Genomic DNA, 21,259 nt, shown 5'->3' on the forward strand with positions numbered 1-21,259 from the left:
GATGCCGTGACACGCAGGATTAAGGGTACCTTAATGGAGCATTCTCAATTAAAAATGGCTGTCTAATGAATACGCTTACTGACATTTTCACGTGGTAATTAACTGACATATTGACGTGGCTTTAACATACTTTGTAATTGTTGTTATTTAACACATAACATAAATTCGATAATATGGCAGAGATTCAAACACCGGGTTTTATCTTAGGGGTGATTCGGTTAATCGCCCTTTTTTGGTGCTGCCTGAATACCTGAAAAAATTATTTCAAAACCTCCACAACACCATATCCATTAAGAATCAACCTATTACGTACTGCTATAAACCATGCAAGATTTGGCGCTGACATGCCGAAGTCCGTGAATTTAGCATCAATTATTGTCGATATAGCGAACTTATTATCTCCTATCTTATTGAAAGATACTGCAGTGTCAAAGTCTTTTGACCCGCCTGCTACGGTAAGCCTGCCGGTTAAATGAATTTCGCCCTTATCGCTGTTGATAGCATTGAGGATATCATCTCTTAGTTTTCCCTCTACCAATAACTTTTCACCCCCTGCCTGCAAAAGTAAGGGGGTGTTTTCTTTAGTAGGAACAATTATATCAACAATCATATTCTTAAGAGCGGTTTTAATGACCAGACTTTTATTTACCGGATGCAGGACTTTTGATAGCGGTTCCCCATCTATTTTTAATATATCAAAGGTTATTTCCGGATACGTGCCTGACTTCAGGTACAGTGTCTTTACAGACCAGTCCCGCATTGGTCTGTCGGTTTTAAATCCCGAGGATGAGATTAATAGCTTTGCCGCAACATTTTCAGGTGAAGCAAGCATTTCAATGGAAAGGTCCTTATTGCGTCCAATTACCGTTTTTAGTTCAGAGCCCAGATTAGTCTCGTGTGCTTCATACGTAACATACGCATTTGTAACGCGGAATTCTATAATGGGTTTTTGTGGTGCCGCTATAAGCATCGCATGTAATACTATACCTGCCAATAAGATCATATAAACCTACCTCCTTTTTAATGACCTCTAATACTATTTTAAATTATATTGTCCCCCTTTAATAAGTCAAGTGCGGAGTTTTTTAAATAATAGATTTTCAGACTTGACACCGACTTATGAAATGATACAAATAGCGGGCGGCGTTCACTGCTTGCAAGGTTTTGAATATTAGGATAACTTGTAATGATTTAAAAAAATTATGTTATATAAGATGGGTTCTATGCTTACACCAAAAAGGAGTTTTATGCTTTTGAGAATTCAAAAAGGAATAGGTAACAAAATATGAAGTTTCATTTAATTTTTCCGCGGTGGCCGAAATTGCCACAGCAAACGCCTTTCACCCTTCCTCCCTTAGGGGTTATTACAGTAGCGGCAAGCCTTCCTGACACGGTGGAAGCAAGTGTATGCGACGAAAACGTACAACCCGTTAATTTTGACAAAGACTGTGATGTGGTAGGTATATCTATCATGTTGAGCTGCCAGGCACCAAGAGCCTACGAGATAGCCGGGGAATTTAAAAAACGGGGGAAAACAGTCATCCTTGGAGGCTTACATGTAGCTCTACGCCCTGATGAGGCGATCGGGCATGCCGACAGTATTGTTATTGGAGAAGCTGAAGGGCTTTTAGAACAGGTTGTTAGGGATTTTCAGGAAGGCAGGCTTAAAAAATCATACTCGATGATCGGTTTTCCGGATATCTCTAAAATTCGGAATCCAAGGCGTGATCTGTACAATAAAAAAAGGGATTATGTGTATAAAGGGTGGGAATTGGTGGACCTTGTCCAGACATCACGGGGATGCCGTTTTAACTGCTATCCGTGCTGCGTACCTTACCTTGGCGGGCGTAAGCACCGCATACGTCCCATTGATCAGGTTGTTTCGGACATGGAAAGCTGCTCAGATCTTTTATTCATAGTAGATAATTCGCTGGAACAGAATGTAGCATGGGAGAAAGAGGTTTTCCGTTCTATGGCAGGGATGGGGAAACGCTGGGTATCTCATCCAATTTCTCCCGTACCCGAGGTATTGGACCTGGCACGAAAAGCGGGCTGCTGGTACATCTATCACGCTATATATACGATTTCAGACAAAATCAAGGACAGGATAAAGATGTATCATGATTACGGTATAGGTGTGGAAGGTACTATTCTTCTGGGTATGGATGAGCATACAGAAGACTTTATAAAAAGATTCATTGATTTCCTTCTCACCATTGAGCTTGATCTGGCTGAATTCACTATTCTTACCCCATTTCCAGGAACACAAGTCTATGAGCAAATGAAATCGGAGGGCAGAATATTTGACACGGATTGGAACCACTACAACGCCTCAACAGTGGTTTTTCAGCCGTACAGAATGACCCCGGACGCGCTTCAGAAACTGTATTATGATGCATGGGACAGTTTCTATGCGGCTGAATCTCAATCCGTTAAAATGAGTAAACTTTTCTTACAAATATACAAGGACAGGCGTAAAGACTCTACCGTAAGTGTTCATGATAAAGTGTCATCTCCATTAAGCCAAAGTTAGTCTTAGGCTAACAAAGGCTTATAAATTCTTGCTATGTTAATTTTTTGATGCATCATTCTTTTCTTTTAAGAGCTTTCAAAAAGAAGTTTAGCGATAGTAATTTTTTGTATTACGTTATTCTATAAACCTGTTGATCTGTTTACGCGACGGAGATTTTTTATTACACAGATCGTATGAAGTTACAAAATGCTCAATGTCCTAAATCGGATACCGGCAGAAAGGTTGCAGCAAGGGCAATACACAGTGCAGGCAACAGGAAGAAGGGATCCTTTGTAGCTATAAACTGTACTGCTATACCGGTATAACTGCTTGAGACAGGGTTGTCCGGTAAAAGCACAATCACAATAAACATTCCAGACATCAACCTTCTTGGACTTATGACAAGAAGTGCATATCTTCTTTAAGAGAAAAGCTTTACATTGAGGAGGTATAACAAGAGATTATGAAGAAAATAATTTTATTTGTTTCCTTATTTGTTTTTACGTTTGTGCAGGGAAGTTACGCTCAAAATATACATACGTTGCTTGAATATACCAAGCCGATATCTTCAAACAGTAAAAAATCTTTTACGCTTGATATTCGAGGGAAAGGATATGCAAGGGTTAAGATCGAATGTAAAGTGGATCAACAAAATGTCGTGATGTATTATAAGACCAGTACTATGAATTCTTATAAGTCGATATCAACTACCGGGCTGCCGGCTTTATATAACTACTATTATCATAAGACACTGTTTGTTTTGTCTGCCTCTGTACAGGTCAAAGGGGCTGATTACATACGTTTTATCGTAGAAAACAAAAGCGATAAAGAGACATCGATCCAATTAACAGTGTATGGCTTAACCGGAAATACGCCATAAGGTAATGCATTATAAGAGAGAGTTAAATCTTGCAGAGGATTGTTATCGCGAAGAATAAATTATGGTGTACTCTTTATTGGGATGGAGCAAGTTGTCGTTCCACGGAGGGGAACGACAACTATACCATATCTCTTCATTCATCCCCGCCGCTAGCTATGGACTGAAGCCTTTTCCCTTCTTCTTTTGTTCGGTAATGTTGTTCATATCAGGCTTCGTTTGCTTGATGCTTATGCAAGAGACGTTGAAAAAGTAAGAGTCTGGTATGGAATTGACCAAAAATCCATACTGCATCTTGACAAATACAGTAAGAGAACTATCATTCATTCAATGAGAAGAAAACAAATAGGCGTTAACAGATCATGAAAAAAATGAGCTCATTGAGTATATTTAGTTTGTTTGTATGTCTTGTGTTCTTTAGTGTTTCGGGTTGCCAGAAACCAGCTTCTCCTGTACATTCCTCTCCACGACATCCTTCTCCAGCACCTCCATCACAAGAACATCCACAGGGTAGTTTAGAGCAATGGCAAAAAGCCGAGGCAATGGCAGGTAAAACACGCCAGAGCCTTATTGCTGAATACAGCCAGGCTGTTGATGATTATGTAAAACAAACATTGAGGACAACAGGAACCTTGCCTGTTAAAGATGTTCTGGGCAGAGATGTGGAAATACCTGGCAAATTAGAGCTTGTGCGTATTATGAAAGATAAGATTACCCCTTATGAGGGGAATACCTATTTTGCCTGTTCAGACTTCCTCGCTAAATCTGGGAATACCCAAACAAAATATGATTTAGATTTTTTTATGACCCACGTTCATGGTGCATGGAAACTGAACAAGATACTCCTGCATAAGATGGATGGGAAACCTCAGATGATGTATGTAGATAATAAACCTGTCCCCATAACAAAGAAACAATTCATTGCGGATGATAAATAGGGATTAAACAGAGCATTCAGGATTATCAAAGTAACTTCTTTTAAATAAACATCAAATATTGTGAGGAGTTACGCATATATGCCTATTAAGGAGAAGTAGAAATGACAGCGAAAGAAAAAAACGCCGGCAGGAGCGGGCTTATCATAAAAGCATCAATTATTGTCATACTTTTATTGACGGGTGTACTTGGATATATAGGCATCAGTAGAACAACACCGCAACAGGAGTCGAAATCCGGTATAACAGGACAATTGTCCGATAACGCACAGTTGATTCAGCCAGCAGACCTCGTAAAATTACTCCAGTTGAAAAAAGAAGAACAGCCGCTAATCCTCCATGTTGGCTTCCTTAGTCTGTACAATCAATCGCATATTCCCGGCGCCGATTATGTTGGTGCTGCTTCAAGTCCGGAAGGATTGCAGAAGCTGCGGGAGCTGTTAAAGGATCTGTCACGGAATAAATTCATTGTTCTGTATTGCGGATGCTGTCCGTGGAATAACTGTCCCAACATTAGGCCTGCGTACAAGGAATTAATGGCCATGGGTTTTACAAATGTGAAGATGCTTTATCTTCCTAATGGTTTTGTCATTGACTGGGTTCAAAAGGGCTATCCTGTTGTTAGCGGAACTGGCAATAACAACGCATCCGGGGAAGGGTCAAATTTACCAAATAATCAGGGGCCGGTAGAGAATGAAAATGCACCTGATTTTAAGCTTCCAACAGTTGAAAACAAAATCGTCAACTTATCCTCTTATAGAGGAAAGGTTGTATTACTTAATTTCTGGGCAACATGGTGTCCACCATGCAAGATGGAACTGCCATCAATGGAAAGGCTTTCAGAGAAACTAAAAGGACAGCCATTTGTAATACTCGGTGTTAATGTTGATGAAAGTAATCCTGATCATGTTAAAACGTTTATACAGAAGATGGGTATAACATTTCCCATTCTTATTGATAATGGCTCGGTCTCTAACGAATACAGAGTAAATGGTATACCAATAACCTTTATTATAAGAAAAGACGGAACAATATACGACATTGTAAATGGTGCAAGGTCATGGGATAAGAACAGCTATGTAAATGTGTTCAAAAAGTTGATAGCTGAGCCGTATATAAAGCATAAACATACTTGAATCAAACAGCTTCTATGTTTAGAACATGTTAGCATGGGTGTAGTAGATATGGTAATAAACAAAAACATAACACGGCGTTATCATTTTTTGGTATTGATTCTGCTTTTAATGATAGTTTTGCTGTCATTGCCTCTGAGTACCAAGGCAGCAGGGAAGGCATCAAAGACCGCCGGGAACACGCAAAAAGTCTTTCGTGCAACGTTGAAGAATGGGCTCCGGGTTATAATCGTTCGTAATACTCTTGCACCTGTTGTAACTACAGAGATAAACTATCTTGTTGGTTCTGACGAAGCGCCAAAAGGATTTCCTGGAACAGCTCACGCTCTTGAACACATGATGTTCCGGGGAAGCCGTGGTTTATCGGCGTCGCAGCTTGCTGACATTATGGCTGCAATGGGCGGCGATTTTGATGCAGACACACAGCAGATGGTAACACAGTATTTCTTCACGATACCTTCCGGGGACTTGAATGTAGCTCTTCATATTGAAGCTACCAGGATGAAAGGAATTCTTGGCACGGACAGGTTATGGGACAAAGAGCGGGGAGCTATAGAACAAGAAGTCGCGCAAGACCTTTCAAATCCAGAATATGTTCTCTTTACGAACCTCTTGGCAACAATGTTCAAAGGAACACCGTATGCTCATGATGCACTCGGGACCCGACCATCTTTCGACCACACGGCGGCAGCAATGTTAGATAGCTTCCACAAAACATGGTATGTACCAAACAATGCGATTCTTGTTATTGTTGGAGATGTGAAACCACGTATAGCCCTTGCAGAAGTTAAAAGGTTGTTCGGGAGCATCCTTCCTGGAAAATTACCGCAACGTCCAAAGTTTAATTTCAGGCCTGTTAAACCGATCGTACTGCATTTGACAACTGATCTGCCGTATGGTCTTGCAGTAATTGCTTATAGAATGCCCGGTACGAACAGTCCCAATTATGCAGCCTCTCAAATTCTATCTGATGTTCTAAGCAGTCAACGAGGAAGGCTCTATGCCCTTGTTCCAGAGGGGAAGGCACTCTTTGCTGCATTCGAGTTTATGGCACTGCCAAAATCAGGGATCGGTTTTGCTCTTGCTGCATTTCCGAAGGGATACAATCCGCAAAAACTTATCAATAAGATAAAAAAAATATTATCTCAGGAGGTAAAGAAGGGCGTTTTATCGGACATAGTTGAAGCATCAAAAAGGGTCGAGATTTCCGATGCCGAGTTCCAGAAGAATTCTATTCCTGGATTGGCGATGGCATGGTCTAATGCAGTGGCCATTGAAGGGAGGAACTCACCAGAAGATGATCTGAGAGCAATAGAAAAAGTGACTGTTGATGATGTAAATCGAGTAGCAGTGAAGTACCTTGATCCGAAGCAAGCAATCGTAGCAGTACTCACTCCACAGGTATCAGGCAAGCCGGTTTCTTCGCACGGATTTGGAGGTGCTGAATCTTTTACTCCTCAAAAGACTAAAAATGTGAAACTGCCGGCATGGGCAGAGGCAGCTATTGGAAAAATCACCGTGCCCCACTCCACAGTGAAACCTTCGGTGATAATTCTGCCGAACGGTATCAAACTCATTGTACAACCGGAATCCATAAGCAATACAGTTACTATTATTGGCGGCATTAAGAACAATCCACTGCTTCAGACTCCTCAAGGTCAGGATGGTGTGAGCAGCATTATCGATCAGCTCTTTGAATATGGTACAACCTCTCTGAGCAGGGTTGCATTCCAGAAAGCATTAGATGATATCGGCGCCCGTGAATCCGCAGGTTCAAGCTTTTTTATTCGTGTTCTCAGCAGCAAATTTGATAGAGCCGTGCAGCTTCTTGCAGACAATGAACTTCATCCACTGCTTCCAGCAAAGGCATTCAAGATTGTACAGCGCAGAACTGCGGCTGCAGTAGCAGGAGAGCTTGAAAGTCCGGATTACCTGACAAGCCGTGCCCTTCATGTTGCACTTTTTCCAAAAGGTGATCCTGTCCTCAGACAACCTACACCGAAAACGATCGACTCGCTCACTTTACAGGATGTCAAAGATTACTACAACAAGGTTTTTCGACCCGATATGACAACGATCGTGGTCATAGGAGATGTCACACTTCAAGAAGCACGCGAGGTTGTATCAAAATATTTTGGGAACTGGAAGGCAAGTGGTCCTAAACCGAAAACTGACCTTCCGTCAGCTCCTTTGAACAAGCCTTCTATTGTTGCAATACCCGATGAAAGCCGCGTGCAGGATAAGGTCTATCTTACCGAGACGCTCGGATTAACGCGATCTAATCCCGATTACTATCCTTTACAATTAGGTAACCACGTCCTTGGCGGTGCATTCTATGCTACAAGGTTCTACCGCGATCTCCGCGAGAATAGAGGCTTGGTTTACTACGTTAGCTCAACTTTCGACATTTCCAAAACGCGGGGAATATACCAAGTCAGCTACGGCTGTGATCCCCGGAATGTATCAAAAGCGCGGACAATTATCGTGCACGATCTCAAACAGATGCAGGAGTCTGATATAACGCCAGAAGAGCTGAGGCAGGCAAAGGCCCAGCTTATGCGTGACATACCACTGTCAGAGTCAAGCGAAACCAGCATAGCCAGCGGATTGCTGAGCAGGGCTATAAGAGGACTGCACTTAAATGAGCCAATACTCTCAGCGCATATATATTTGAAGCTGAGTGCAAAACAAGTTCAGGATGCTTACAGAAAATGGATACGGCCGAATGACCTCGTCCAGGTTGTAGAAGGTCCGGAACCATCCCTGGAAACGAAATAGGGAAAAAGCCTGTCAGATGACCATCGCTTTTCGATTTTGGTGCCTCTCCCATCTGTGATCATGCCGGTGTAGGTAGAATAGCACAACCATGAAAGATCAAAACTACATTGTTATAGGGGTCACGGGATCCGTATGCTCTCCGACTGATGAGTTTTATATTATTGTTCATCCCTTACACATCACCATGTACAAAGATGAGGTCTGTTTTTAAAACAGGCTTGATATTTATCCATACAGTTATTATTCTTTTACGGAGGGAGGGATTATTATGGAAGCCTTCGATTATACGGTCCGGACGACGAAGACCTTTGACGGGGCAGTGAGCACTGTTGAAGCAAAGACAAAGGAAAAAGGGTTTGCTGTACTGCATATCCACGATATCAAGGCAATCTTTGCAAGCAAGGGCATCGAGCATGAGCCTCTTAAGATCATTGAGATCTGCAATACAAAATACGCAAGCCAGGTACTTGCAAAGGACATCAAGATCGCTCTTATGCTCCCCTGCCGCATCAGTGTCTATGCGGAGGGAAAAGAGACTCTCATCAGTGCATTACGCCCAAGAGTAATCGCAGACTTCTATCCGCAGGCGGATATAGGTGCAATGGCGCAGGAGATTGATAAAATCATCCTTAGTATCGTGGACGAATCGAAATAGCGGGTTTCTGAACACTATTCTTCATTCCTGAAGAATAATGTTTGTTTGACTCTGATCAGGGCAAGATAACCTGCTCATTTTCATGACATATTACTCTGGCACGATAATTGCCTTTAATCTTTGGAGAACAAAGTTGATTAAAGGCTCCAAGGGGATATGATAAAAGTATGAAAAAATTGTTATGGATTGTATATGCTGTTTTGATCCTTGTGCCATCTGTTACCATGGCTCAGGAGGGTACTACTCAGAACAGGTTTACGCTGAACCAATACGTTGTCGAAGTGCTGAAAGCCAACCCATCTATCAAAAGTATGCAGGCAAAGGTTGCCGATTTTGAAGCACGGTATCACTACACCGGCGTTATCCCTGATCCATCATTGATGTTCAAGATAAACAACATGGACACAAGTTATTCTGTCGGCGAGGATCCGATGAGTTTTTTGGCCATAGAGCTTGATCAGGTAATACCTTTTCCCATGAAGCTGCATCTTGAATCCGAGATCGCATACAAAAAGTTCCAGATAAGCAGACAATTGCTCAGGCAGAAAGAGCTTGAAATCCAGTCACAGGCTGTATCTGCGTTCAGCGATTATTATTACGATGTTGAATCATTATCCTTGCTTGAGCAATATGTAAAGGTGATTGATACGGTTATAGGAACAGCAAGACAGAGGTACGAAACAGGTATTGCATCCCAGCAGGACATGCTGCGCGCGATGCTTGAACGTTCAAGGCTTGATGAGAGGATCGAGCTTATAGACCTGGAGCTGAACCGTTCAACCGCGCGGATGAACGGTTTGCTTGGTAAAACGCCTGACACACAACTGCCTAAGCCTGAAACACTTGAGCCTTTTGCCATAGGCTATGGCAGGGAAGCACTTTACAACTCTGCCGGAAATAATTCACCAGAGATATCCATTGCAAAAATAGACGTGGAACAAGGCAAGCTGGAGTTATCTAAAAGTAAATGGTCTTACGCCCCTGATCTCGATATCGGTGGAGGTATCATGACAAGAGGTTCTTACCCTCCCGGTTGGACAGCACAGATAGGAATAAGCCTGCCTTTATACTTCTGGGCAAAGCAGAGATACATGGTCAAGGGTGCAGGTGCAGAGCTGATCGCAGCACAACAGGGTGAGAACAACACAGAAAAATCGACACTTGCAGAGATAGATGCTGCATATCAAGAGGCACAGACAACCTACTCATTGATTAATCTGTACAGCAACAAGATCGTACCTGAAGCAGCACTTACATTCAGCTCAGCGATCAGCAGCTACACAACCGGCAGGGTAGACTTCCTTACGACCATGGATGCACTGCTCATGCTCATCGATTACAAACAGTTGTTGTATAAAAGGACAGCGGAATATTACAAGGCGCTGGCACGGCTCAGCGTGCTGAGCGGTGTAGACCTGATAAAGGCCGGTAAGGAATAGGCATGAACTATACTGACTTTTTTTTCATTGCGTATTCGGAAGCACGGCGAAGCCGGCTCGGGGGTGTCATTACGGACGAAGTGAAGCAATCCCCCCCGGATACCGGTAGAATACTTCGCCGCAAAACGCTCCCCGTCATGAGAGGTAGTTACAGGAGATGAACATGAAGAGATATTTTATCATACTCGGCATTACATTCGTGGCTTTGACAGCATACGGATGCTCGAAGCATAAAACACAGGGCAATGCTGCAAACGGACAGATCCAGCAGAAAAAAGAAAAATGCAAGACCATGTACAAATCCACCATGATGCCCAAGGAAGTATCAAGTACCCCGGGCAAGGATTCCATGGGCATGGAGATGGTACCGTTCCAGGTCTGCGAACAGACAGAAAAGGAAAAGTCCCTTGCACCGGGGACCGTTCAAATATCATCGAGACTCCAGCAGATGTACGGTGTAACGCTCGGTGCCGTAAAAAACAGGAAACTTACATTTTCCGTACGTAACGATGCAATCATCAGATATGATGAAACACGGCTGAAGGACATCAACATAAGGTTTTCCGGATATATTCAAAAACTGTATGCCGATTATAAAGGCATGATGGTGTACAAAGGCCAGCCCCTGTTTACGATCTATTCCCCGGAGCTTTTATCGGCGGAACAGGAATACCTTCTCGTTGTCAATAATCCCTATTCGGCAAACAACAGGGAACTTGTCCATGCTGCCGAGCAGAAACTGAGACTATGGAACATCACCGGCAGGCAGATACAGGAGATTAAGAAGGCGGGCAGGGCTTATGACACACTTTCTTTCTACGCACCCTTCACCGGTTATATCATCGAAAAACACGTTGTTCAGGGACAGCATGTCGATGCCGGGCAGACATTATTCAGGATCGCGGACTTGAGCGATGTATGGGTAATGGTTGATATATACGAAAGTCAGATTCCGTTTGTCCGCACAGGGCAGCAGGTGAGCCTGCAGCTCCTGGCATTCCCCGGAAAAGAGATAAAAGGCAGGATCGATTATATATATCCCTATCTGGATAACGGGACCAGGACCGTAAAAGCGCGGGTAGTCATATCCAATCCAGGGTATCACATTAAACCGGACATGTACGGCTCTGCAGTTATCCGGGACGAAATCGGAGAGAAGCTTGCAGTGCCTGCCGATGCTGTCATGAACACGGGGACAAGGCAGGTGGTGTTTGTGGACAGGGGTGATGGCTACTTTGAGCCGCGTACCGTAAAGCTCGGCGAGCACGTGGACAGATATTATGTCGTGATTTCAGGGCTCGTGTCGGGGGACAGGGTCGTGACAAACCCGGTGTTCCTGATCGATGCGGAATCCAATCTTAACGAGGCAAGCGGTGCAATCGGTTCAATGCCGGGTATGGAAATGAACAGCGGTAAAAAGGTTCAAGGTCCGCAGAAGTCAGTGGAAAGGCCATCAGAACAGAAGACGGCTCCAGTAAATCAGGACAATTCCATGCCCGGGATGAAGATGTGAATATGAAGAAATTCAAGATGCTACATTCAAGGTTCAATATTCAGGAATGCCATGATTAACCGTATCATCGAGTACTGCGCAAAAAATAAATTTATCGTGTTCCTCGGTACGGCCTTTCTGATCGGATGGGGAATATGGGTGATCAACAAAACGCCGCTGGAGGCAATCCCGGACCTTACGCCGGTGCAGGTGATAATTTATACAAAATGGGAAGGCCAGAGCCCGAACATCATAGAGGATCAGGTAACCTATCCCATTGTAACCGCCTTGATCTCCGCACCGAACGTTCAGGTTGTACGGGGCCTGTCCACGTTCGGATATTCGTACGTGTATGTTCTGTTCAAAGACGGGACCAACATGTACTGGGCGCGGAGCAGGGTGCTGGAATATCTCCAGCAGATCAACGGTAAACTCCCGCCGGGTGTCAATCCTACGCTCGGGCCCGATGCAACAGGTATCGGCTGGGGACTTGAGTATGTGCTGCTGGATAAGGGACACAGGTATAACCTTGCCGACCTGAGGACGTTCCAGGACTGGTATCTGAGATACTGGCTTGAATCCGTTCACGGTGTATCCGAGGTGGCAGGAATCGGTGGATACCAAAAGGAGTTCAGGGTAAACGTCTATCCGGCCAGGCTTCAGGCATACCATATTCCTTTGAGCAGGGTCATAGATGCTGTCAGACATTCAAACAACGATGTCGGCGGCGCATCCATAGAGATCAACGGCACGGAGTTTGTCATCAGGGGCAACGGCTACATTGAGTCATTGAAAGACCTCGGCAATACCGTTGTTTATGCCTCGCCTCACGGGACCCCGGTCCTTTTGAAGGACATCGCGGATATAAAATATGATGCGGTCATGAGACGGGGGATTGCGGATTATAACGGCACAGGCGATGTCGTGGGAGGTATCGTTATTGTCCGCTACGGCGCGGATATGTATAAGATCCTGAATGACGTAAAGGCGAAGATCAAACAGATTACACCATCGCTTCCCAAAGGCGTCGAACTAAAGATCGTTTACGATCAATCCAAATTGATCAAGAGGTCCGTTGCAACGCTGCGGGAAAAGCTCATTGAGGAAAGTATTATCGTAAGTATTGTTTCCATCATATTCCTCTACAGCATTACCAGTGCACTTGTCGCTATTGTAATCTTACCTCTTGCTATTTTGATGGCCCTAATCGGCATGTACTATGTAGGGGTATCATCCAATATTATGTCTCTCGGCGGCATAGCGATCGCGATCGGCGCTATGGTGGACGCCTCGATCGTGATGATAGAGAATGCAAATAAATTCCTGGAGCAGGAACATAATCTCACCAACAAAAGGCGTGAAGAGATTATCATACAGGCTGCAAAACTCGTCGGCAGGCCCCTGTTCTTTTCCCTGCTCGTTATAGCGGTCGCATTCCTGCCGATCTTTGCTCTCACAGGGCCAGAGGGAAAGCTCTTCAGGCCGCTTGCGTATACAAAAACCTTCTCCATGTTGTTTGCAGCATTCCTCTCCATTACCCTGGGACCGACGTTAATGACCCTCTTCATACGCGGGAAGATCACGCCGGAAGAAAAAAATCCGATCAACCGCCTTATGATCCGGGTTTATCACCCGGTCGCCCTGTTTGCGCTCAAGCACAAAAGGCTTATCCTTATTTCAGCGGTCCTGATTATCTTAACCATCATATTCCCTTTCACACGGCTCGGCAGCGAATTTATGCCGCCGCTCAATGAAGGAACGATCCTTTACATGCCGAGCACGATACCCGGCATATCCATTACCCAGTCAAGACAGATGTTGCAGGTTACGGACAGGATCATAAAATCTTTTCCCGAGGTAACATCCGTTTTTGGAAAGGCGGGCAAGGCAGATACCTCGACAGACCCGGCACCGTTGGAGATGATAGAAACCATCATCAACCTTAAACCGCAGTCACAGTGGCCCAGTGGAGTGACATGGAAAGGATTAATCAATCAAATGAATGCAGCGCTCAATGTGCCCGGAGTAACAAACGCATGGACAATGCCGATAAAAGGCAGGACAGACATGCTGACCACAGGCATACGTACCCCTGTTGGTATTAAGATCTATGGTCCAAGTCTTGGCGAAATGGAAAATATCGGGAAGATGCTGGAAAGCACCCTCGGAAAGATACCCGGGACAAGGAGTGTTTTTGCGGAAAGGGCAGTGGGCGGGCATTACATAGATTTTGACATAAACCGTGAAGCCATCGCACGGTACGGGCTGACCATCAGCAATGTGGAGGATGTTATAGAAACAGCCATAGGCGGTATGTCCATCGGCAAGGTTATTGACGGACGCGAACGTTTTGCGATTGCACTGCGGTATCCCCGGGAACTCCGCGATAATACCGATAACCTCAAGATGACACTTGTTCCAACTCCGTCAGGCGCCCAGATACCCATTGGAGAGCTTGCCAGTATTCATAGAGTCAACGGACCTCCGATGATAAGGGACGAAAACGGCATGCTGTCCGATTGGGTGTATGTGGACTTAAACACAAGCAATATCGGCGGATACGTGGAACGTGCAAAGAAAGCCGTAAACGATGAGATTATAAAAAAAGGCATGCTCCCCGCGGGTTATACGCTTGAGTGGACAGGCGAATATAAATATATGGAACACGCGAAAAAGACTCTTATGATCGTGATCCCGCTTACCCTGTTTATTGTGTTTTTGCTCCTGTATTTCAATAAACATTCGGTAACAGAGGCACTCATTGTCATGCTTGCGATCCCGTTCTCGCTGACCGGCGCATTCTGGGGACTTTACATCGTGCATTACGAGCTCAGCGTCGCTGTATGGGTCGGTATCATTGCACTTGCCGGGGTTGATGCCGAAACAGGGGTCGTCATGCTCGTGTACCTTGATGAGGCTTATCACAGGTGGATCGATGAAGGAAAGATGCACACCGAAAACGATCTCAAGGAATCCATCATGTACGGTGCTGTCCAGAGAATACGCCCGAAGATGATGACCGTCGTTGCCATTATTATGGGGCTTGCGCCAATCATGTGGAGTCACGGGAGCGGTGCGGATGTCATGAAGCGTATTGCCATGCCTATGATAGGAGGCGTATTCACCTCTGCGATCATGGAGCTTGTCGTATACCCGGTAATCTATCTTTACTGGAAGAGAAGGACGCTGCCCCGGGAATGACCATAAACAGTCTTGTATTTGTCCGGTAAAATGTATAATCTATAAAAAAGGAGGTTACTATGGCAAAACATGAAGACCCTGTTTGTAAAATGGTAATTGACGAAAAACTTGCACCGGAAAAGTACGATTACAAGGGAAAAACCTATTACTTCTGTGCAAAGGGATGCAAGGACAAATTCGAAAAAGAACCTGAGAAATATCTGGCTCAAAAAACAAAATAAAAAGGAGACACAATGACCAAAACAAAGATGCTTGTAAGTATACTTATTGTGATGTTTGTAGTAACGGCAATAACAGTCGTGACACAGATATCAAAGGCTTGCCAATGTGGTGCTGACTCAAAGGTTATTAGTATGAACATGGGTGATTCGAATAACATGAACGGAACAGGTATGAAGGGTATGAAAACCGGTAATGATGGAAAATTACAGCGGGGCTATGCTATATGCCCGGTATGTCACATGAAGGTTAAGATAACAAAAAATACGCCATTCGTTGTCTACGGTGACAGAAAATACTACTTTCATACGGATGAAGAAAAACAGGAATTCCTTAAGGATCCTCAAAAATACATAAACAGCATGAAGTCCAGGCCTGTCAATAAACCGCCGTTGTCTAATGAAAATAAGGGCATGTAACAGCCCGGTAAAGATAGTTTAAACCAAAAAGATGCAATAAGATTGCAGGGGTTTGATTAATTAAACCCCTGCATGTTTGCTTCAATGATTATTACACAAGCCTATAGTCTTATTTTAGTAATTCACCTTCAAAGCTTAAATAAAAGTAAGATTGACATAATCGTAAAATTATATGATATTGGCAATAATCAAGGAGGTGTTTTATGGCAGCAGAAAAGAGAAATAACACCCGTTTAGATACGAAACTTGAGGTAAAATATGGTGATATAACAAGCTTTATCTCTGATTATGCCATGAATATAAGCAGAGGCGGTATGTTTATATCAACTAAAAACACACTGGCAATAGGCACAACAATAGAGATAGAATTTACAATCCCTGCTATAACAGTACCAATAAGGGTCCAAGGGAAAGTTACATGGGTTAATGCGCCTGAAAAGATAAAAGGTACCAATCTTATACCAGGTATGGGTGTAGAATTTAATAAGATATCAAGTGATGATCGGAAAAAGCTTGAGCACTTTATTGAGAAGCTGTCCTTAATGCAATCATCTCAAAACGTGTGATGCAAAACATAAACAACAGAAAAGGTCCGAGGGTACTTGTCAAGGTCGTAATGGAGTATAAGGATGATCAGATCGTAAAGATGCTCCTTGATTACCCAAAAAGTGAGGCATACCTTTATGATTACTCAACAAACCTTAGCGAGGGTGGTATATTTATAAAAACAAACAAACCCGCAGTCATTGGAGCAGCCTTATCTTTAAAGTTTACTCTGCCCAATACTGTAAAATTAATTGAAGTTAAGGGAATGGTAAGGTGGTTAATAACAGAAGAAGATGCGCAAACGAATAATCTTATACCGGGTATTGGAATAGAGTTTATAGAACTTAAAGGCCATGACAAACAATTCTTAAAAAAGTTTATAGAAGCTATTCAATGAATCTATTTGACAGGGAATGTGTAATAGAAGGTATAAAAAAGAGGGAATCTTTTGAAGGTGTAAACCTAAAAGGACTTGATCTGAGGAACCTTGATCTCTCCGGGATTAATTTCAAAGGTGCAAATTTTAGATATGCGGATCTGACAAACGCAAATCTATCAAGAGCAGATCTCTCCGATTCATCGTTGAGGCATGCGGTTCTTGTAAATACGGATCTCAGCGGAGCTGATCTGACCAATGCTGATCTAACGCACGCAGATGTCAGAGGAACCATAATGGTTGGTGCAACTCTTAAGGGAACCCTGATACAGGGGGCTAAAGGCGTATCTGAAAAGGTATTCTTTACGCAGGGTATGCTCGATGATCTTAACGCAAGCGGTAAACTCATTCTCGATAATGATACAATAACAATACTTACCAAAACCCAGCCAAAATTTCAGTTGCAGCAAGCGGTAAGATTCATAAAAATAGACGAAGGCGTTGACACAAATAAACTTGTGGGTAAGGTAAAGTCTGTTGATGAGTTGAAAGGGCTCAAAGCAGATATTTTCTCCGACTCCGCTGTTGTTAATGACTCCGTATACAGGATAGAATCAGGCTTTATCGGGCTTCCAATCAAAGCAAATGAAGGGGAAAGATCAAGAGAGGCCAAGGCTAAAAAAGATGAAGAGCTGCTATCCGAATTCTTTCTAAAAAATGTAAAATGAGGATAGGGATCATAGCGGATATTCACGCAAACCTTGAGGCAATGCGTATCGTTTATGATGATCTCAAAAAACAATCTCTTGATTTTATTATATCTCTTGGGGATGTAGTTGGTTATGGTGCCGATCCCAATGAGTGTTGTGAAATTGTAAAAGGAATTGTTCAGTACAATCTTATGGGGAATCATGATGCATCTATAAATGATATTCTTGATACAAAAGATTTTAACGAGGCTGCAAAATATGTGATAGCGTGGACAAAAAAAAGGATTAATTCTGTTTATGCATCATGGCTTAATTCATCTCCCCATACATATAGCAATGATATTATGCTGTTCTCACACGGCTCACCAATAAATCCCGAGGCATTTGATTATGTTATAACTAAAGAAAATGTAGAATCCATATTCAATCATTTTAAGGATCAGTACAGGATATTCTTTGTAGGGCATGCGCATAAAAGATTTGTGGTATCAAGACAAACAAATAGCAATGGGCAGCTTGTTTCTGATAATTCTGACGTTATCAATATAGAGAAGGACAGGCTTTATCTGATAAGTGCAGGAAGTGTTGGACAGCCCAGGGACCATGATGTAACTACATCTTTCGGAATACTTGACACAAAAAAATGGACTTATAATGTAAGAAGGCTTAACTATGATATTGTAACGGCTTCTGATAAAATAATAAAAGCAGGGCTACCAGAGTGGCTTGCATATAGATTAACTATAGGAGTTTAAAGTATGATAATTGTAATGAAACCAAACGCAACAAAATCGGATCTTGAACATATTGTAAAAACGATAAAGGACATGAAATTGAGACCGCACCTGTCCAAGGGCAAAGAAAGGACGATTATCGGTGCAATAGGTGACGAGAGGAGGCTTGCAGAGTTACCCTTGATAACCTTTCCAGGCGTAGAAAAGGTTCTGCCAATCCTCAGCCCGTATAAGGTTGTGAGCAGAGAATTCAAGAAAGATAACACGATCATACGAATAAACGGCGTATCAATCGGTTCTAAAAAAATTGTTGTAATGGCAGGTCCATGCTCAATAGAAGGCAGAGAAATGCTTCTTGAAATAGGTAAACTTGTTAAATCAGCAGGTGCATCCATACTAAGAGGCGGGGCATATAAGCCGAGAACATCACCATACTCTTTTCAGGGAATGGGGCAGGAAGGGCTGGAGTATTTAAAAGAGGCAAAAAAAATACTTGGAATGCCGGTTGTAACGGAGATAATGGATACGAGAGATATCGATACCATGATAAATTACACGGACATCTTTCAGGTTGGTGCAAGAAATATGCAAAACTTTGCTCTTTTAAAAGAGCTGGGAAATACAAACAAACCTGTACTTTTAAAGAGAGGTCTGTCTGCTACTATCAAAGAATTTTTAATGTCAGCGGAGTATATTGCATCAAAAGGCAACGATAAGATTATTCTTTGTGAAAGAGGTATAAGAACGTTCGAAACAGAGACTCGAAATACCCTTGATCTAAATGCTATTCCGGTTCTTAAAAAATTAACGCATCTACCCGTGATCGTGGATCCAAGTCACGGAACTGGCAGGAGTGATATAGTTGCAACAATGGCTCTTGCATCAATAGCCGCAGGAGCAGACGGCTTGATCATAGAGGTGCATCCGCAGCCGGAAAAGGCTTTAAGCGATGGAGAACAATCATTAAAACCCGATGAGTTTAAACAGATGATTAAAAACCTATCAAAGGTATCAAAGGCGGTAGGAAGAGATATATAAGTGCTCCCCGCGGGTTAACCCAAGGATGCGTTTTTAAAAGAGGTAGGGCTGGGAAGTGAGTGTTTGGTTTGTCATTCCGGCGAAACTTTTCCTCAAGAAGACGGGGAGCTGGGATCCATAAACCTTGCAAACTTGGCAAAACTGGATTCCGGTCTACACCGGAATGACAGAAAAAGAAGAATGTATAAAAAAAATAAGTAATACATATTACCTGAATATAAACTTGCAGATGACATTAAATATGTATTTAATTGTAGGGTGATTCGGTGAATCGCCCATACGTGCTGATTACAGTTTTGAACGGACATGTAGGACGGGTTTAAATCCCATTCTATAACACTGATACATTTTTTGGATTAATGGTTAAAAATTAAACCGTATCTATTAACATTATATGAATAACATGAACCACGCCCTACTATCAGGGAATGAGGCAGTTGCAAGAGGTGCTTTTGAGGCTGGTTGCAGGTTTGCAACAGGCTATCCCGGTACACCCTCAACAGAGATCCTTGAGAGTATAACCAATTACAAGGATATTTATGCAAACTGGGCTGTAAATGAGAAAGTCGCCTTAGAATCGGCATCGGGTGCTTCAATAGCGGGTGCAAGATCGATTGTTACAATGAAGCATGTTGGTTTAAATGTTGCATCAGATCCTTTTATGACACTTGCCTATACGGGTGTAGGCGCGGGACTTGTCATAGTATCCGCAGATGATCCGGGGATATTCAGTTCACAAAATGAACAGGATAACAGGTGGTATGCCTTGTTTGCAAAAGTGCCGATGCTTGAGCCTTCCGACAGCGATGAGGCACGTGTATTTACAAAAAAGGCTTTTCAAATCAGTGAGATGTTTGACCTGCCCGTCCTTTTAAGACTTACGACGCGTATCTCACATTCTAAATCAATTGTTAAAATAGAAGATCCGGATCAGGTAAGAGAAACGGTTTATCCAAAAAAACAGATTGAAAAGTATGTTATGGTGCCTTCAAATGCAAGGGGAAGGAGGTTGTTGCTTGAAGAAAGGTTTAAGAAACTTACAGAATTCTCAGAAGGCTTTGAGCTAAACCGTACGGAATGGAAAAACAAAGACATTGGTATAATCACATCGGGCATTTCGTATCAATATGTCAAGGAATCCATGCCTGATGCAAGCATACTCAAACTTGCACTGACAAATCCGTTACCGTTTAACATGATCGATGATTTTGTAAAGAGGGTAAGAAAGGTACTTATAGTTGAAGAGCTTGATCCTTATATAGAGATGCAGATCCGTTACATATCTACTAAAATTCATGGAAAGGAATTTGTATCATCAATATCTGAATTTACGCCTTTAAAGGTAAAAAATGGGATCGATAGATTTCTTGGTAAGCCAGTTAATGCCGCAAAACCTCCTGTAATGGATGTATCACAAAGGCCGCCCATATTATGTCCCGGATGTCCGCACCGGGGACTATTTTATCAATTATATAAACTCCGCGTATTTGTTGCAGGGGATATAGGATGTTATACTCTTGCCTTTGATCAGCCATTAAATGCTGTTCATACCTGTCTTGATATGGGTGCAGGTATCAGCCAGGCGATGGGTATTGAAAGGGTAATGCCTTCTGGAAGTGAAAAGCCGGTAGCAGTTATTGGAGATTCCACATTCCTCCATTCAGGCATTACATCTCTTTTAAATGCGGTTTACAACAGGAGCAATATTCTTGTTATAATCCTTGATAACAGAACAACCGCAATGACAGGTGCTCAACCGAACCCTGTTGCAGGTATGGATATCTACGGTAATCCTGCGCCGGAGGTCTCTCTTGAAAAACTTGTTTCCGCTATTGGTGCAGAATGGGTAAAAACGGTTGATCCTTATGATACAAAACTGACAGAAAAGACTCTTAAAGATGCCCTATCTTATAGGGGTACTGCTGTTGTTATCACAAAGGGCCCATGCGTTTTATTGCCAGGGTATAAGGAGAAAAAGCAAAAGCCTTATATCGTCAAAACCGAGATGTGTACAGGATGCACAATATGTCTTAACATAAATTGTCCGTCTGTATGGTGGGAGTCAACAGAGAAAAAACTTCCGGGCAGAAAAAGGGCCCGAGGCATAGCATACATAGATCCATTAACATGTACCGGATGCGGCTTATGTGCGGATATTTGCAGTTTTGACGCCATTGTAAAGGTTGAGGAGTAAC

Annotated in this window: 20 protein-coding genes; 19 read left to right on the top strand and 1 reads right to left on the bottom strand. The window is 42.9% G+C overall.

Annotated elements, in window-relative coordinates:
- Positions 1-259: 259 nt before the first annotated feature.
- Positions 260-1,003 (bottom strand): YceI family protein, encoded by a 744-nt coding sequence (locus M1381_02100; GenBank protein MCL4477881.1) that lies wholly within the window; start codon positions 1,001-1,003, stop codon positions 260-262.
- 282 nt (positions 1,004-1,285) lie between these two features.
- Here M1381_02100 and M1381_02105 point away from each other — a divergent pair, with 282 nt between their 5' ends.
- From M1381_02105 to iorA, 19 genes are all read left to right on the top strand, one after another.
- Positions 1,286-2,533, top strand: a complete 1,248-nt coding sequence (locus M1381_02105) for a B12-binding domain-containing radical SAM protein (protein MCL4477882.1) — start codon at positions 1,286-1,288, stop codon at positions 2,531-2,533.
- Between the two features lie 173 nt (positions 2,534-2,706).
- The gene (locus M1381_02110; protein MCL4477883.1) at positions 2,707-2,838 is read left to right on the top strand and encodes a sigma 54-interacting transcriptional regulator; all 132 of its coding nucleotides are present in this window, start codon (positions 2,707-2,709) and stop codon (positions 2,836-2,838) included.
- 137 nt (positions 2,839-2,975) lie between these two features.
- The gene (locus M1381_02115) at positions 2,976-3,392 is read left to right on the top strand and encodes a hypothetical protein (protein ID MCL4477884.1); all 417 of its coding nucleotides are present in this window, start codon (positions 2,976-2,978) and stop codon (positions 3,390-3,392) included.
- A 183-nt stretch (positions 3,393-3,575) separates the two neighbouring features.
- Positions 3,576-3,755 (top strand): hypothetical protein, encoded by a 180-nt coding sequence (locus tag M1381_02120; GenBank protein MCL4477885.1) that lies wholly within the window; start codon positions 3,576-3,578, stop codon positions 3,753-3,755.
- The gene (locus tag M1381_02125) at positions 3,752-4,327 is read left to right on the top strand and encodes a hypothetical protein (GenBank protein ID MCL4477886.1); all 576 of its coding nucleotides are present in this window, start codon (positions 3,752-3,754) and stop codon (positions 4,325-4,327) included. Before M1381_02120 ends, M1381_02125 begins: the two co-directional genes overlap by 4 nt.
- A gap of 101 nt (positions 4,328-4,428) precedes the next feature.
- A complete protein-coding gene (locus tag M1381_02130; GenBank protein MCL4477887.1) occupies positions 4,429-5,460 on the top strand; it encodes a redoxin domain-containing protein in 1,032 nt (343 codons plus the stop codon).
- A gap of 33 nt (positions 5,461-5,493) precedes the next feature.
- Complete coding sequence (locus M1381_02135) at positions 5,494-8,235, top strand: insulinase family protein (protein MCL4477888.1); 2,742 nt, start codon at positions 5,494-5,496, stop codon at positions 8,233-8,235.
- A 268-nt stretch (positions 8,236-8,503) separates the two neighbouring features.
- Entirely contained in the window at positions 8,504-8,890 is a 387-nt protein-coding gene (locus tag M1381_02140; protein MCL4477889.1) for a DUF302 domain-containing protein, read from the top strand.
- Positions 8,891-9,057: 167 nt separating this feature from the next.
- Entirely contained in the window at positions 9,058-10,329 is a 1,272-nt protein-coding gene (locus M1381_02145) for a TolC family protein (GenBank protein ID MCL4477890.1), read from the top strand.
- A 163-nt stretch (positions 10,330-10,492) separates the two neighbouring features.
- Complete coding sequence (locus M1381_02150; GenBank protein MCL4477891.1) at positions 10,493-11,842, top strand: efflux RND transporter periplasmic adaptor subunit; 1,350 nt, start codon at positions 10,493-10,495, stop codon at positions 11,840-11,842.
- Positions 11,843-11,893: 51 nt separating this feature from the next.
- Positions 11,894-15,022 (top strand): CusA/CzcA family heavy metal efflux RND transporter, encoded by a 3,129-nt coding sequence (locus tag M1381_02155; GenBank protein MCL4477892.1) that lies wholly within the window; start codon positions 11,894-11,896, stop codon positions 15,020-15,022.
- A gap of 59 nt (positions 15,023-15,081) precedes the next feature.
- Entirely contained in the window at positions 15,082-15,243 is a 162-nt protein-coding gene (locus M1381_02160) for a YHS domain-containing protein (GenBank protein MCL4477893.1), read from the top strand.
- A 12-nt stretch (positions 15,244-15,255) separates the two neighbouring features.
- A complete protein-coding gene (locus tag M1381_02165; GenBank protein ID MCL4477894.1) occupies positions 15,256-15,660 on the top strand; it encodes a YHS domain-containing protein in 405 nt (134 codons plus the stop codon).
- Between the two features lie 203 nt (positions 15,661-15,863).
- Positions 15,864-16,226, top strand: a complete 363-nt coding sequence (locus M1381_02170) for a TIGR02266 family protein (protein MCL4477895.1) — start codon at positions 15,864-15,866, stop codon at positions 16,224-16,226.
- Positions 16,226-16,603 (top strand): TIGR02266 family protein, encoded by a 378-nt coding sequence (locus M1381_02175; protein MCL4477896.1) that lies wholly within the window; start codon positions 16,226-16,228, stop codon positions 16,601-16,603. The genes M1381_02170 and M1381_02175 overlap by 1 nt, the downstream gene beginning before the upstream one ends.
- Positions 16,600-17,310, top strand: a complete 711-nt coding sequence (locus M1381_02180) for a pentapeptide repeat-containing protein (protein ID MCL4477897.1) — start codon at positions 16,600-16,602, stop codon at positions 17,308-17,310. The genes M1381_02175 and M1381_02180 overlap by 4 nt, the downstream gene beginning before the upstream one ends.
- Entirely contained in the window at positions 17,307-18,047 is a 741-nt protein-coding gene (locus tag M1381_02185) for a metallophosphatase family protein (GenBank protein ID MCL4477898.1), read from the top strand. The genes M1381_02180 and M1381_02185 overlap by 4 nt, the downstream gene beginning before the upstream one ends.
- Positions 18,048-18,050: 3 nt before the next feature.
- A complete protein-coding gene (gene aroF, locus M1381_02190) occupies positions 18,051-19,064 on the top strand; it encodes a 3-deoxy-7-phosphoheptulonate synthase (protein MCL4477899.1) in 1,014 nt (337 codons plus the stop codon).
- A gap of 394 nt (positions 19,065-19,458) precedes the next feature.
- Positions 19,459-21,258 carry an indolepyruvate ferredoxin oxidoreductase subunit alpha gene (gene iorA, locus M1381_02195; protein ID MCL4477900.1) on the top strand — a complete coding sequence of 600 codons (1,800 nt, stop codon included), beginning with the start codon at positions 19,459-19,461 and terminating at the stop codon, positions 21,256-21,258.
- Position 21,259: the final 1 nt, after the last annotated feature.

It is taken from the genome of Deltaproteobacteria bacterium (genome assembly GCA_023382265.1).
Classification (GTDB): domain Bacteria; phylum JAMCPX01; class JAMCPX01; order JAMCPX01; family JAMCPX01; genus JAMCPX01.